Source organism: Nocardia sp. NPDC058497 (assembly GCF_042720195.1).
Classification (GTDB): Bacteria; Actinomycetota; Actinomycetes; order Mycobacteriales; family Mycobacteriaceae; genus Nocardia.
This window is the reverse complement of sequence record NZ_JBHXMY010000117.1, coordinates 1-13243: the sequence shown is the minus strand read 5'-3', so window position 1 is coordinate 13243 and position 13243 is coordinate 1. Positions and strand designations below refer to the sequence as shown.

15 protein-coding genes are annotated in these 13243 nt (G+C 69.8%); 7 read left to right on the top strand and 8 right to left on the bottom strand.

Translation table 11 applies throughout. From position 1 onward, the window contains the following. Positions 1 to 118: 118 nt before the first annotated feature. Both ACFWPJ_RS11070 and ACFWPJ_RS11065 read right to left on the bottom strand, forming a co-directional pair. Entirely contained in the window at positions 119 to 667 is a 549-nt protein-coding gene (locus tag ACFWPJ_RS11070; RefSeq protein ID WP_378849688.1) for a hypothetical protein, read from the bottom strand. Then, positions 667 to 2481 carry a DEAD/DEAH box helicase gene (locus ACFWPJ_RS11065; protein ID WP_378849689.1) on the bottom strand — a complete coding sequence of 605 codons (1815 nt, stop codon included), beginning with the start codon at positions 2479 to 2481 and terminating at the stop codon, positions 667 to 669. The genes ACFWPJ_RS11070 and ACFWPJ_RS11065 overlap by 1 nt, the downstream gene beginning before the upstream one ends. Positions 2482 to 2606: 125 nt before the next feature. On the opposite strand from ACFWPJ_RS11065, the gene ACFWPJ_RS11060 reads away from it, so the two are divergent. Further along, on the top strand, positions 2607 to 3368 hold the full coding sequence (locus ACFWPJ_RS11060; RefSeq protein ID WP_378849686.1) for a TetR/AcrR family transcriptional regulator: 762 nt from the start codon (positions 2607 to 2609) through the stop codon (positions 3366 to 3368). Positions 3369 to 3461: 93 nt separating this feature from the next. Here ACFWPJ_RS11060 and ACFWPJ_RS11055 read toward each other — a convergent pair whose 3' ends face one another. Beyond that, entirely contained in the window at positions 3462 to 3656 is a 195-nt protein-coding gene (locus ACFWPJ_RS11055) for a hypothetical protein (protein WP_029903635.1), read from the bottom strand. Between the two features lie 402 nt (positions 3657 to 4058). Here ACFWPJ_RS11055 and ACFWPJ_RS11050 point away from each other — a divergent pair, with 402 nt between their 5' ends. Genes ACFWPJ_RS11050 through ACFWPJ_RS11040 form a run of 3 tightly spaced genes read left to right on the top strand, consistent with a single transcriptional unit; the run spans position 4059 to position 6135 of the window. Then, on the top strand, positions 4059 to 4430 hold the full coding sequence (locus tag ACFWPJ_RS11050) for a DUF952 domain-containing protein (protein WP_378849684.1): 372 nt from the start codon (positions 4059 to 4061) through the stop codon (positions 4428 to 4430). Positions 4431 to 4468: 38 nt separating this feature from the next. After that, on the top strand, positions 4469 to 4951 hold the full coding sequence (locus tag ACFWPJ_RS11045) for a cation:proton antiporter regulatory subunit (protein WP_378849682.1): 483 nt from the start codon (positions 4469 to 4471) through the stop codon (positions 4949 to 4951). Between the two features lie 5 nt (positions 4952 to 4956). Continuing rightward, positions 4957 to 6135, top strand: coding sequence for a cation:proton antiporter (locus ACFWPJ_RS11040; protein ID WP_378849680.1), 1179 nt, complete (start codon positions 4957 to 4959; stop codon positions 6133 to 6135). Here the strand turns inward: ACFWPJ_RS11040 and ACFWPJ_RS11035 are convergent, their stop codons facing one another. From ACFWPJ_RS11035 to ppgK, 3 genes are all read right to left on the bottom strand, one after another. Further along, positions 6136 to 7041, bottom strand: coding sequence for an MHYT domain-containing protein (locus ACFWPJ_RS11035; RefSeq protein WP_378849679.1), 906 nt, complete (start codon positions 7039 to 7041; stop codon positions 6136 to 6138). It lies immediately after the preceding gene. A gap of 248 nt (positions 7042 to 7289) precedes the next feature. Next, positions 7290 to 8732, bottom strand: a complete 1443-nt coding sequence (locus tag ACFWPJ_RS11030; protein ID WP_378849677.1) for an RNA polymerase sigma factor — start codon at positions 8730 to 8732, stop codon at positions 7290 to 7292. Positions 8733 to 8900: 168 nt separating this feature from the next. After that, positions 8901 to 9659: a polyphosphate--glucose phosphotransferase gene (gene ppgK, locus ACFWPJ_RS11025; protein WP_378849676.1), complete on the bottom strand. Its 759-nt coding sequence runs from the start codon at positions 9657 to 9659 to the stop codon at positions 8901 to 8903. Positions 9660 to 9755: 96 nt separating this feature from the next. Here ppgK and ACFWPJ_RS11020 point away from each other — a divergent pair, with 96 nt between their 5' ends. After that, entirely contained in the window at positions 9756 to 10652 is an 897-nt protein-coding gene (locus ACFWPJ_RS11020; RefSeq protein WP_378849674.1) for an inositol monophosphatase family protein, read from the top strand. Between the two features lie 45 nt (positions 10653 to 10697). Here ACFWPJ_RS11020 and cei read toward each other — a convergent pair whose 3' ends face one another. Next, on the bottom strand, positions 10698 to 11381 hold the full coding sequence (gene cei, locus ACFWPJ_RS11015; protein WP_378849672.1) for an envelope integrity protein Cei: 684 nt from the start codon (positions 11379 to 11381) through the stop codon (positions 10698 to 10700). 374 nt (positions 11382 to 11755) lie between these two features. Here cei and ACFWPJ_RS11010 point away from each other — a divergent pair, with 374 nt between their 5' ends. Then, the gene (locus ACFWPJ_RS11010) at positions 11756 to 12058 is read left to right on the top strand and encodes a DUF4193 domain-containing protein (RefSeq protein WP_189023984.1); all 303 of its coding nucleotides are present in this window, start codon (positions 11756 to 11758) and stop codon (positions 12056 to 12058) included. An 80-nt stretch (positions 12059 to 12138) separates the two neighbouring features. On the opposite strand, the gene ACFWPJ_RS11005 is transcribed toward ACFWPJ_RS11010, so the two are convergent. Continuing rightward, positions 12139 to 12675: a DUF3093 domain-containing protein gene (locus tag ACFWPJ_RS11005; RefSeq protein WP_378849670.1), complete on the bottom strand. Its 537-nt coding sequence runs from the start codon at positions 12673 to 12675 to the stop codon at positions 12139 to 12141. 72 nt (positions 12676 to 12747) lie between these two features. Between ACFWPJ_RS11005 and dut the strand changes: the two genes are divergently transcribed. Next, positions 12748 to 13243, top strand: a 496-nt coding sequence (dut, locus tag ACFWPJ_RS11000) for a dUTP diphosphatase (protein WP_378849668.1), incomplete at its 3' end; no start/stop codon positions are given.

Here is a 13243-nt window from a genome sequence, read left to right as displayed (position 1 = left end):
CACCCCCTGACCACCCCCCCCCCGGTTATGTTCCCAGGGGCCGCGCCGGGGGCGTGGCCGCGCCCCGCCTCGGCAGGTCGCGGCGACGACGGCGGGCCACAGCGCCCCGGCGAAACTCTCAGTGCGCCCGCTCGAAGAACCGGGTCGGGTCGAGCGCGTTGATGCTGGTCCAGCGCGGTTCCTGGACCGGCGCCCCGGCATCCTCGGTGGCGTCGAAATACCCCTGCAGCTCCAGCGCCAGCCGCGGATTCTCGTCCACTCGCCGGGCGATCGTGTACAGCACCGCGAGCACGTGCACGCACCGCGCGGTCCGTGCCGAGCACGAGCAATCGGTGCTCACCAGGGTCGGCGCGGGAGAATGTCCGGCATCGAGCAGCGCCCGGTGCATCTCGTCGGTGAGCACGGTCGGATCGGGAATCACCTGCGCGATCGCGGTCACCGCCGCCCGCGACAGTGGCGCCACCTCGACATGCGCGATCGAGGCCTGTCCGCCGCGATGCAGGTGCGCGCGCACCGTCCGCGCCTCGACCTCGGTGCGCACCCCGTCGTTGCGGGCGATGCTGCGGGCGCGGGGCAGCAGCGGTTCGGGGCGGGTCTGGCGCAGCGGTTCGGCCAGCCGCACCCAGTCCCTGCCCCACGCCGTGTAACCGAATTCGTTGTCGGGCATCAGTTCTCTCGCTTCCGTCGCAGGATGTCGACGAGGGCGTCGTCGTCGAGCCGGGCCAGCTCGGCGATGCCCGCCGCGTCCGAGAGATCGGTGAGCGCCGACTTGCGGGTGTGCATCGCCGCGATGTGCTCCTCGACGGTGGTCGCGCTGGTCAGCGTGGTGACGGTGACCGTGCGGGTCTGCCCGATCCGGTGCGCCCGGTCCGAAGCCTGCGCCTCGACGGCGGGATTCCACCAGCGATCGAAATGGATCACATCGGCGGCGCGGGTCAGGGTGAGTCCGGTGCCCGCGGCGCGCAGGCTCAGCACGAGCACCGGTGGGCCGTCCGGGGATTGGAACGCGGTGACGATCCCCGAGCGCTGGTCGGCGTCGAGCCCGCCGTGGAAGAACGGCGCGTCGACCCCGAACTGTTCGGCGAGATGACGCACCAGCAGCTCACCGGTCTGGCGGTACTGGGTGAAGATCAGCGTCGGGTCACCGGTGTCGAGATTGGTGGCGACGATGTCGGTGCACAGGTCCAGCTTGCCGGAGCGACCGGCGATCTCGCCCAGGTCACCGGAGATCAGCCCGGGATGATTGCACACCTGCTTGAGGTGGGTGAGCGCGGCGAGCACCCGCCCCTGACGTTGCAGGCCGGAACCGAAGCCCTCGTCGAGCGCCTCGGCCAGGACCGCGTCGTAGACCCGTTCCTGCTCGGCGGTCAGATCGCACAGCAGATCGCTGTGAATCTTCGCGGGCAGCGAGGCCGCGACGTGAATCTTCTTGCGGCCGAGCACCACCGGCTCGACGGCGTCGCGCAACCGGGCCGCCGCCGCGGCCGAACCCTCCTCGATCGGCCGGACGAACCGGCGCCGGAACTGCGTGCGATGCGCGAACAGGCGCGGCACCGTGAGATTGAGCAGCGCGAACAATTCGTCGAGGTGGTTCTCCACCGGCGTGCCGGTGAGCGCCACCTTGGCGTCCGCGGGCAGGGCGCGCGCCGCCTTCGAGACCTGGGTGCGCGGATTCTTCAGCGCCTGCGCCTCGTCGAACACCACGGTGGCCCACTGGTGCCCGGTCAGCCCCGCGCCATGCAGCCGCAGCGTCGGATACCCGGTGACGACGACGGTCCCCGCCCCGGCGGGCACGTCACCGCCACGCCAGGACACCGCCTTCAGGCTCGGCGCGAACCGGGTGATCTCGTGCACCCAGTTGCCCACCAGGGAGGTCGGGCACACTACGAGTTGCGGCCCGTCGGCGCGCCCCTGCAGGAACCCGATGGTCTGCACGGTCTTGCCGAGTCCCATCTCGTCGGCCAGCACCGCACCGCCGAACGCGTCGACGGTCTCGCGCAGCCAGCTCACCCCGCGCACCTGATACGGCCGCAATGTGGCATCCAGGACCGCTGCCAGCTCCGCATCGGCCGCCGCGGTCTCGCGCAGCACGCGCACTGCTCGCTGGGCCGAGACGATCGAGGTGCCGACCGCATCGGGGACGGCGTGCGCGGCGGCGGGCAGGTCGACGGAGATCGCCGACCCGTCGCCGTGTGGTTCCACCGCACCGGTGTTCCGGCTCGGCGGTGCGGTGGCCTCGCCCGCCGCGGCCGCGGGTCGTGCGGCGGCCAGCAGCTCGCGCAAGGCCAGGGCTGACGGGGCGAGGTCCGCGATGGTGACGCCGGCCAGCTCGGCGGGTGTCACCACGGCGGCCGGGATCTCGACCAGTTCGATCGCGCCGCGCTCGCCCACGGGCAGCGCGAGCGTCAACGCTTCGGGGTCACCGATCCCGGCAGGCGCGGCACCGGCACCATGCCCGGTCCAGGTCCACAGCGCGAACAGATGACGGTCGGGGAGATAGGTGGCCTGGGTGGCGGGCAGAGCGGTCTCCTCTGAACGGGCAACGCGAACAACCGAACAACGTACACTGTACTGAGTTTGTTCCCGAGTGCCAGAAAGGACCGCTCGTGCCCACCGACGGCGCCGAGAAGGCCACCGCGCAGGCCACCCAGATCCTCGAGCTGCTGTGGCGGCACGCCCTGCCCGCCAAGCCGGGAGCGCGCGGCCCGAAACCCGGTCTCACGGTCGACGCCGTGGTCGACGCCGGCATCGCCCTGGCCGATCGCGAAGGCATCGAGAAACTGACGATCCGCGCGGTGGCCGCCGAACTCGGCCTGCGCGCGATGAGCCTCTACACCTACGTGCCGAGCAAGGACGCGCTGCTGGTGCTCATGGTCGACGCCGTCGCCGCCGGCGACCCCGCGATACCCGCCGACCTGCCGATCCGGGACAGGATGATCGCGATCGCCACGCGGATCAGAACCGAGCTGATCGCCCACCCGTGGCTGCTCGAGGTCTCCCCGTGGCGCCAGGTGCTCGGCCCGGCCAGGATGCGCCGCTACGAGCATCAGCTCCGCGCGATCGAGGGCGCCGGGCTGTCCGACCTCGCCATGGACCGCGCGATCGCGGTGCTCACCGACTTCGCCACCGGCAACGCCCGCCTCGCGGTCGCGGCCGCGGGCGCGACGGCCCAGCTCAGCGACGCGGACTGGTGGCAGGTGCACGGCCCGCTGCTGGCCGAGGTGATGCCCGCCGCCGACTTCCCCCTCGCGGGCCGGGTCGGCACCGCCGTGGGCGAGCACTATCAGGCACCGGCCGACCCCGACGGCGCCTTCGCCTACGGCGTCGCGACGCTGGTCGACGGCATCCTCGCCGACGCGGGCGCCTGACCCCGGACACAACAACAGCGGGCGCCCTGCTCGGGTCGCCCGCTGTCGGGATGTTCTGTTGTCAGATGTGATTGTTTCGGACGCGAGGAGTGGTCAGAGAGCGGGAGCGGATTCCGTGTCGATCACGGCTTCGAGCTCGCGCAAGCGGTCCATGTGTTCATTCGCGTGGTGCTGGCAGAAGAGCAACTCGCCACCCGCGGGAAGAACGGCACGCACTCGGGCAGCCGCCCCGCAACGATCGCAACGATCGACCGCGGTCAGTGGGGTGCTGGTCAGGGTTCCTGGCATGACTCCTCCGTCCCGGCTCCCGGCGCTGCGTGGCCGTTCGCCTAGGTGTGGGCCTCGTGGTCACTCCACGAGGCTCGCATCCGCTACTTCCCAGCAGGGGTACGACTACTCTGTCAGACGTTCGGGGTTCAGGCTTTGTTCCCGGAAGTGAATCTTTGTGTTTTCGATAACACGACCTGCGGTTTCGCTGAAAGCGAACACCACTGGTCACCGTCTCGAGCACCTGCCGATCACCCACGGCGCCGTCGCTGCCACCTCCCACTCGAACCAGTCACTCATCGATTCCTCGCTCGCTGCGGTGTTGCCCGTCACCCACGGGCCGCGCCACCGAACCGAGCCGCATCGTCGATCCTGTGCCAGGGTCGAACACGTCCGAACCTGTTGTCTACCCGGAGATTACCCGTGACATCCGACACCCACACGCTTGTTCACCTGTGTTCTTCCCAAGAATGGGAGCAATCCCAGCGCACCGGGGAACGCAGGCCACCGTCGCTGACCGAGAGCGGTTTCGTCCACCTGTCCACCCCCGACCAGGTCCACCTGCCCGCCAACCGGCTCTTCGCCGGGCGCACCGACATGCTGGTGCTGTGGCTGGACCCGGCGCGGTTCACCGGCGAGGTGAAATGGGAGCCGGGCGTGCCGACCGATCCGGCCTCGATGCTGTTCCCGCATCTGTACGCCCCGCTGCCGGTGACCGCGGTGCTCGCGGCCGAGCCGTACCTGCCCGGCACGGACGGATTGTTCACCACGCCCCAGCGCGGCGAAGTGGCGTAGACCACATCCTGGGTCACCGCGCGACTACTGTGGACGATGTGAACGTCGACGTCACAGCGCTACCGGGGATCGGAGTGCGCAAGGATTTCGAGGTCAAGTCGGGCCGCCGCGTCGGGGTGATCGCCCACCGCGACGGTGACATCGACCTGATCGTGTCCAAACCCGACGACCCGGACGCGATCGCCGCCCAGGTGCCGCTGTCCACCGACGAGGCGTCGGTGCTGGCGAACCTGCTCGGCGCGCCGCAACTGGTCGCCAAACTCAACGACGACCATCGCGACCTCCCCGGGATCACCACCCGGCAGCTCGCGATCGGCGACGAATCACCGTTCGCGGGTCGCACGTTGGGCGAGACCGGAATGCGCACCCGCACCAAGACCTCGATCGTCGCGGTGATGCGCGCCGGCCAGCTGCACCCGTCGCCCGGCCCGGATTTCACCTTCACCGAGGGTGACCTGCTCGTCGTCGTCGGCACCCCGGACGGCCTGGACGCGGCCGCGAAGATCCTCGCGCACGGCTGACGGCCGTGATCTCACAGGCCCTGGCTCTGCTCGAGCTCGGCGCGATCTTGTTCGCGCTAGGCATCTGCGGGCGAGTCGCGGGCCGGTTCGGGATGTCGCCGATCCCGCTGTATCTGCTGGGTGGGCTGGCGTTCGGGCGCGGGGGCTTCTTCGAGCTGGAGGTGGCCATCGAGTTCGGGCACCTGGCAGGCGAGATCGGCGTGGTGCTGCTGCTGTTGTTGCTCGGGCTCGAGTACACCGCCCAGGAACTCATGACGGGTCTGCGGCGCTCCTGGGCGGCGGGCGTGCTCGATCTGGTGGCCAACGCGCTGCCCGGCGTGGCGGTGGCGCTGATCCTTGGCTGGGGAGTGACCGGCGCCGTCGTCCTCGGCGGCGTCACCTACATCTCGTCGTCGGGGATCGTGGCCAAGGTGCTCGACGATCTGGGCCGCCTCGGTAACCGCGAGACGCCGGTCGTGCTGTCGATCCTGGTCTTCGAGGACCTGGCGATGGCGGTGTATCTGCCGATCCTGACGATGATGCTGGCCGGGCTGAGCCTGCTCAGCGGGCTGGTGTCGCTGGCGATCGCGCTGGCCACCATCTCGGTGGTGCTGGTGGTGGCGCTGCGCTTCGGCAGGCTGGTCTCGGCGGTGCTCGACAGCGCCGACCGCGAGGTGTTCCTGCTGCAGCTGCTCGGCGCCGCGCTGCTGGTGGCCGGTGCGGCCTCGGCGCTGAACGTCTCGGCCGCGGTCGGCGCGTTCCTGCTCGGCATCGCGATCTCCGGTTCCACCGCCCACGAGGCGGCGAAACTGCTGGAGCCGCTGCGTGATCTGTTCGCCGCGATCTTCTTCGTAGCCTTCGGGCTGTCGATCGATCCGGCCGCGGTGCCGCCGGTGTTCGGCTGGGCGGTCGCGCTGGCGGTGGTCACCACCGGCACCAAGGTGGCCGTGGGCTGGTGGGCGGCGAGCAGGCAGGGGATCCGCCGGATGGGCCGCGCCAGGGCGGGCGCGGCGCTGGTGGCGCGCGGCGAGTTCTCCATCGTCATCGCGGGCCTGGCCGTCGCCTACGGCAAGGCCGACGCCCGGCTGGCCGCCCTCGCCTCGGCCTATGTGCTGCTGATGGCGATTCTCGGACCGATCGCGGCCAGGGTCGTCGAGCCGGTCGCCGAATTCGCCCGGCGCCGCACCGATGTGGCGGCGAGCTGATCAGTCCACGACCCGGCGCGGCCAGCTGCCCGCGCCGTCGTAGACCAGTTCCTCGGTGCGGTACTCGATGTGCTCGCGCGTCGGCGCGCCGGGGGCAGGAGGTAGGAGAGCGGGCGGAATCGATTGCTGCCGACGGGTTTTCGGCTGATGCCGGGAGGTCAGCCACATCCGCGGCAGCGCCTCCTCGTTCTCGATCTCGGTGAGGCTCACACTGATCAGCACCAGCATGGTGACGATGCTGCTCACCCCGATCAGCGGCGCCAGCAGATCCATCGCACCCGAGCCGGTCGGCGGCGCGGCGTGATGGTTGGAGTGGGCGTGCATGGCGGCCATGCCGGTGTAGTGCATCCCGGTGACGGCCACGCCCATGATGATCGCCGCGCCCACCGTCGCGAGAAAACCCTTGACGCGCAACGTGAACCAGAGCGCCACGATCGAGGCGACCACGGCGATCACCATCGACAGCGTGACGATCTTCGGGTCGTAGGTCACCGTCGCCGTCGACTTCATCGCGTACATGCCGGTGTAGTGCATGGTGCCGACGCCGAGGCCGGTGATCGTGCCGCCCGCCAGCAGCGAGCGCAGCGTCGGCTGGGGCTTGTTGACCATGAACAGCCCGATCCCGACCACCACCATCGCGGTGACCGCGCTGAACAGCGTCAGCGGGATGTCGTAGCGGATCTCCGCGCCGCGGATGGTGAAACCGAGCATGGCGATGAAATGCATGACCCAGATGCCGGTTCCGCCGATGGCGATCGCGGCGCCGATCAGCCAGGCGACCCGCCCCTCCACCGCGTTGCGGCCGCGGGCCGCGCACTGCAGGCCGAGCAGGCACCCGGTGACGGACATGAAATACGCGAGAACGGGGGTGAACCAGCCGTAGCTGAAGTGATAGATGTCGAGCACGCCGCGAAAAACCCTCAATGCCGTACCGCAGACCGGCGGCGGTAGAACGAAAAACTGTCTGTGACAATACGGTGAAGATCGCGAATTCGCGGCGTTCACAGCGCAATCCGGCACTGTGGGTTTGATCACGAAACGGTTACCATGTCCGGTTTATCGGCTATGCGGACCGATCGGCATTTTTATTCGGAAAGGAAACGAGGCCCGTATCCATCCGGACGAATGGATACGGGCCTCGCGGTAAAGCGCGGTCAGTCGAGGTAGTCGCGCAACACCTGCGACCGGCTCGGGTGCCGCAGCTTGCTCATCGTCTTCGACTCGATCTGGCGGATGCGCTCGCGCGTCACGCCGTAGACCTGGCCGATCTCGTCGAGGGTGCGCGGCTGACCGTCGGTCAGGCCGAAGCGCAGCCGGACCACGCCCGCCTCACGCTCGGACAGCGTCTCCAGCACCGACTGCAGCTGATCCTGCAGCAGGGTGAAGCTCACCGCGTCGACCGCGACGACGGCCTCGGAGTCCTCGATGAAGTCGCCGAGCTGGCTGTCGCCCTCGTCGCCGATGGTCTGGTCCAGCGAGATCGGCTCACGCGCGTACTGCTGGATTTCCAGCACCTTCTCCGGCGTGATGTCCATTTCCTTGGCCAGCTCCTCCGGGGTGGGCTCACGGCCCAGGTCCTGGAGCAGCTCGCGCTGGATGCGGCCGAGCTTGTTGATGACCTCGACCATGTGCACCGGGATACGGATGGTGCGGGCCTGGTCGGCCATGGCGCGGGTGATGGCCTGGCGGATCCACCACGTCGCGTAGGTCGAGAACTTGTAACCCTTGGTGTAGTCGAACTTTTCGACCGCGCGGATCAGACCCAGGTTGCCCTCCTGGATCAGGTCGAGGAACGCCATGCCGCGACCGGTGTAGCGCTTGGCCAGCGAGACGACCAGTCGCAGGTTGGCCTCGAGCAGGTGGTTCTTGGCGCGGTTGCCGTCGCGCACGATCCAGTTGAAATCGCGGCGGGTGGTCACCGAGAGCTTCTCGCCCGCCTCGGCGAACTCGCGCATCTTCTCCGCGGCGAACAGGCCCGCCTCGATCCGCTTGGCGAGTTCGACCTCCTCCTCCGCGTTGAGCAGCGCGACCTTGCCGATCTGCTTGAGGTAGGCGCGCACCGAGTCGGCGGAGGCGGTGAGCTCGGCGTCCTTGCGCGCCTGACGCAGCGCCTCGGACTCCTCCTCGTCCCAGACGAAATCGCCGGAGGCCTTGTCCTTCTCGGAGGGCTCCTCGGTCTCGGCTTCCTCGGTGGTGTCCTCGGCCACCTCTTCGACCAGGGCGTCGCCGTCGGTGAGCTCGTCCTCGGAGACCTCGAGATCACCGAGATCGTCGAGTTCGATCGACTCGTCGTCGAGCTGTTCCTCGCCACCCTCGGCCGAGGTCGCCTTCTTCGCGGCGGTCTTCTTGGCCGGTGCCTTCTTGGCGGCAGCCTTCTTCGCCGGAGCCTTCTTGGCAGCGGCCTTCTTCGCCGGAGCCTTCTTGGCAGCGGTCTTCTTGGCCGGAGCCTTCTTGGCCGTGGTGGTGGCGTCGGCGTCGGCGTCGGCCGAGTCGGCGGTCTGACGGGTATTCGTGGCTACCACGTACGCCCTTTCGTGACGGTCTCGTGCGGCGTCACGCCAGAGTGGTTTCCGGCGGAGCGGTCGGTCGGGTTGCACCGGCGGTGCGTCGGTCGGGTGACGCCGGTATGTTCACCGGCCTTCTCGCGACCGGCCGCGGCCGGAAGGTTTCACCGGCTCACCGCCGGACGTGTTCCATTGTAACGATCCAACCAGGGTACTCATGGCACGATGCCATCGAGGCGTTGCGCCGCCCTGCGCGCCGCACTACGGCGCGATGCCCGAATCGATGGCCATGGCGGCGCCGACGATACCCGCGGTGTTCTTCAGAACGGCCGGAATCACCGGAGTTCGGTTGGTGAGCAAGGGGATCCACTGCTCGTAATCGCGGCTGATGCCGCCGCCGGCCACGATCACGGTCGGCCAGAACAGGTCCTCGATGTGGCGCAGCACGGTGCTCACCCGCTCGGCCCACAGCGGGTAGGTCAGGCCCTCGCGGTCCTTCACCGACGCGGCGGCCAGGTGCTCGGCCTCGGCGCCGGTGACCATCAGGTGGCCGAGTTCGGAGTTCGGCACGAGGGTGCCGTTGTACATCAGCGCCGAGCCGATGCCGGTGCCGAAGGTGAGCAGCAGCGTCAGCCCGGTGAGGTCACCGGCGGCGCCGTAGCTGTCCTCGGCCAGGCCCGCGGCGTCGGCGTCGTTGAGGACCGTCACCTCGCGCCCGCCCAGCGCCTTGCCGAACAGCGAGCGCGCGTCGGTGCCGATCCACCCGTGGTCGATATTGGCGGCGGTCCTGGCGTGCCCGTCGAGCACCACGCACGGCAGGGTCAGGCCGACCGGGCCGTCCCACCGCGTCTGCGCGACGAGCTCGGCCACCGCGCCGGCGACCGCGTCCGGGGTGGACGGCTGTGGCGTGGCGATCTTGATCCGGTCGTGGGTCAGCATGCCGGTGGCCAGATCGACCACCGCGCCCTTGACGCCGCTGCCGCCGATATCGATGCCGAAGGCGTGCCCTCGAGCAGACATGGTTCAACCCCTCGCTCGTGCGGTCGATGTGCCTGACAAAGAGTAGCGGTAGTCACGTCCCGGGCGAGTCGACGCGGCATGTGATGCCATGGAGTGGTGCCCGAACCCACAGCCTTCGAGACCACCGCCCCCACCCTCGCCGCCGACTACGACGAGTTGCGTTCGCTCGCCGTGGAACTCGCCGAAGCGGCCGCCGCGCACGTGCGTGCCCGCAGACCCGAGGTGTTCACCGACGGCGGTCCCGCCGCGGGCGCCGTGGCCACCAAGGGGCACGTCACCGATCCCGTCACCGTCGTCGACACGGAGTCCGAGCAACTGATCCGCGGGCTGCTCGCCGAGCGCAGGCCCGCCGACGCGATCCTCGGCGAGGAGGGTGGCGGCGATGTCGGGGCGAGCGCTCCGGGCACCGTCACCTGGGTCGTCGACCCGATCGACGGGACCGTCAACTTCCTGTACAGGCTGCCCGGCTACGCCGTGTCGGTGGCCGCGGTGCGCGACGGCAGTCCGGTCGCGGGCGCGGTGGTCGATGTGGCGACGGCGACCACCTACAGCGCCGCGCGTGGTGGTGGCGCCACGGCGGTGCACGCCGACGGCACCACGACGACGCTGACCTGCGCCCGTGAGGACTCCCTGGCGGTGGCCCTGGTGGCCACCGGCTTCGCCTACGGCAGGCAGCGCCGGGCACGGCAGGCACAGCTGCTGACCGAGATCCTCCCGGAGATCCGCGACATCCGCAGGCTCGGCGCGGCGGCCATGGACCTGTGCCACGTCGCGGCGGGCGAACTCGACGCCTACTACGAGCACGGGCTCAACGCGTGGGACTGGGCGGCGGGTGCGCTGATCGCCGCCGAGGCAGGCGCGGTCGTGCGCGTCCCCGAGGTCACCGTCGGCGGCGCCGCGGGGGAGATCACGATCGTGGCCGCTCCCGGAGTGGCCGGGGAGCTGACCGCGTTGCTCGAGCGTGTCGGCGCCACCGAGTCGCTGCCCGACTGAACCGCGACGGCGGTCCCGGCGTCAGGGCCGCCGACCGCCGCGGGCTCAGCACCTGACGTCGCGGGCGGCCTCGATCAGCGCGGGGTCGATCGACGACGAGCTGGCGCCGGGCGCCAGGTTCTTCAGCGCCCGCAGGACGGCCTCGGCGTCGGCGCCGGGCCGCAGCGACTCGCCGAAGGCCAGACCCAGGACCAGGTCGACCGAGTCGTCGGTGCGCGGGTCCTCGATCAGTTCGGCGCACGGCGCGACCAACTGGACCGACGCGGCCGCGGGCCTGCCGTTGACGCCGAAGCGGATCTGGCCGGTGCAGTTGAGGTCGCCGCTGACATAGACCGGATCGTTACCGACCTGTGTCCCCGGCGCGCCGGCGAAGCCGAGGTCGCCCAGCGCGGAGGCGATGTTGCCCGCCTGGCCGCTCTTGCCGTTGGCGTTGAAGACCCTGACCTTCGACTCCGCCAGCGCGGCGGGATCGACCTCGTCGAGGCGGGAGGGGCCCACTCGTGTGCCGAGCGGCGCGGGTTGGGCTGCGTTGGTGGCCGTCGGCGTGCTCGGCGCGTTGCAGGCCATCGGCTCGTTGGTGTCGTCATGGGTGCGAAACGCCGTGATCCAGACGAGCAGGCTCACCAGAGCCAGCACGAGGACCAGCGCGAGCCAGAGCTCGGGCCGCCGTCGCGGGAAGGGTTTGCCGTCGCGATCGGTCGCGCTGCCTTCGGTGATCAGTGAAACCACGCGCTCACTCTACGAGTCCGGCGGCCATCCGCGAGTGCGGGATGTCTCGGCGAGTTTCCCGGCAGGTGAAGATTCTTCGTCGGTTTCGACTCGGCCGGGTTGTGATTGCGACATTTGTCCGTAGGTCCGCTATTGTCTGCCCGCCCAGATCGAATAATCACCGGTGAAACGGTGGTCGGTCGCGGGAACAACAAGGGCATGTCCTGCGTTAACCGAACGCTGTCGGAGTGATCGATCGCCGATCGACCCTGATAGGCGACCGGTGTACGTGTGAGGTGCACCACCGGCGGGGCGGTACGAACGCCGGACCCCTGCGGGGTACGGCAATCGAACTGATCCGGGATATACGGAGTAAGGACTGAGGGGAAGACGACATGGCAACCGACTATGACGCACCGCGGCGCACCGAATCCGACGAAGTGTCGGAGGATTCGCTCGAGGAGCTGAAGGCCCGCCGCAACGAGGCGCAGTCCGCCGTCGTGGACATCGACGAATCCGATACAGCGGAATCGTTCGAGCTTCCCGGCGCGGATCTGTCCGACGAAGTACTCAGCGTTCGGGTGGTCCCGAAGCAGGCCGACGAGTTCACCTGTTCGAGCTGCTTCCTCGTGCACCACCGCAGCCGACTGGCCAGCGAGAAGGGCGGCCAGATGATCTGCATGGACTGCGCCGCATAACAGGCGCTGTCGGCGGAGCCGTCCGCAGCTGCGCATGGCCGCAGCGAATGCGGAGGTTCCGCTCGAGGCGACGCGACGGGTCAGCCCGCGCTCGGGAGTCCGAGCGCGGCCAAGACCCGGTCCGGCCTGCGCGTACTGATCAACCAGTACGGCGTCGGGTCGTCCGGGTCGTCGAGAACCAGCAGCGCCATCGGGCCGATCCAGGCCCGGTGCTGCACATACGCGGCGGGGTCGAGCTGTCGGCCCAGCGCCGCGCTCTTGGCCGTCGGCGCGACGGCCGCGGCGCGCGCGACGAAGCTCACCGGCAGGTGGGCGCGGTCGACGCGCAGTTCCGCGGCGCCGTCGGGCGCGACGGTCACTTCCAGGCGATGCCTGCTCATCCACAACAGAATCCAGACCGGCACCGGCGCGAGGAGCACGTAGGGCAGCCACGCGCGCAGGCCGGGCGCTCCCATGTGGATCTCGGCGGCCAGCAGCCCCGCGATGGCGAAGCCGATCGGCCACCACCACAGCGGCACCCAGAGGCGTTCCCGGTAGGGCGAGGCACCGCGCGCCGAGGGCGCGGGGCGGTCGGTGTCTGCGGTGTCTGCGGTCGGCGAATGGGGCTGGTCGGGCACCCCTCAACACTAGGTCACCACGCTGGGGCGGCGACGAGAAGGTCCGGCGCCGACCGCGTAGGCTCGACCGATGTGAACGCACTTGCACCGATTCCGCTGCGGCGGCTCGATCCCGGCATCCCTGTGCCGACGCGTGCCCATCCGGGTGATGCGGGCGTCGACCTCTGTACCACCGAGGACGTGATCATCGAACCGGGCGAGCGGGTGCTGGTCGGGACCGGGATCGCGATCGCGCTGCCCGTCGGCACGGTCGGGCTGATCCATCCTCGGTCCGGCTTGGCCGCGAAGGCGGGCCTGTCGGTGGTCAACACCCCCGGCACGGTCGACGCGGGCTATCGCGGCGAGATCAAGGTGTGCCTGATCAACCACGACCCGCGCACGGCGATCGAGCTGCGCCGCGGTGACCGCATCGCGCAGTTGCTGGTGCAGCGGGTCGAGCTGGTCGATTTCGCCGAGGGGGACGATGGCGTCGACACCCCCCGGGGGCCCCGCGGGTTAGGGGGGGGGGGCGGGGCCGCCCCCCGGGGGCGCGCGGTGGGGGGATGGGGGGGTGGGGGACTAATAAGAG

Excerpts from the sequence above, each read along its gene's own strand:
- ACFWPJ_RS11010 (WP_189023984.1), top strand. The coding sequence starts at position 11,756 with ATGGCAACCGACTATGACGCACCGCGGCGCACCGAATCCGACGAAGTG.
- ACFWPJ_RS11070 (WP_378849688.1), bottom strand. The coding sequence starts at position 667 with ATGCCCGACAACGAATTCGGTTACACGGCGTGGGGCAGGGACTGGGTG.
- ppgK (WP_378849676.1), bottom strand. The coding sequence starts at position 9,659 with ATGTCTGCTCGAGGGCACGCCTTCGGCATCGATATCGGCGGCAGCGGC.
- ACFWPJ_RS11055 (WP_029903635.1), bottom strand. The coding sequence starts at position 3,656 with ATGCCAGGAACCCTGACCAGCACCCCACTGACCGCGGTCGATCGTTGC.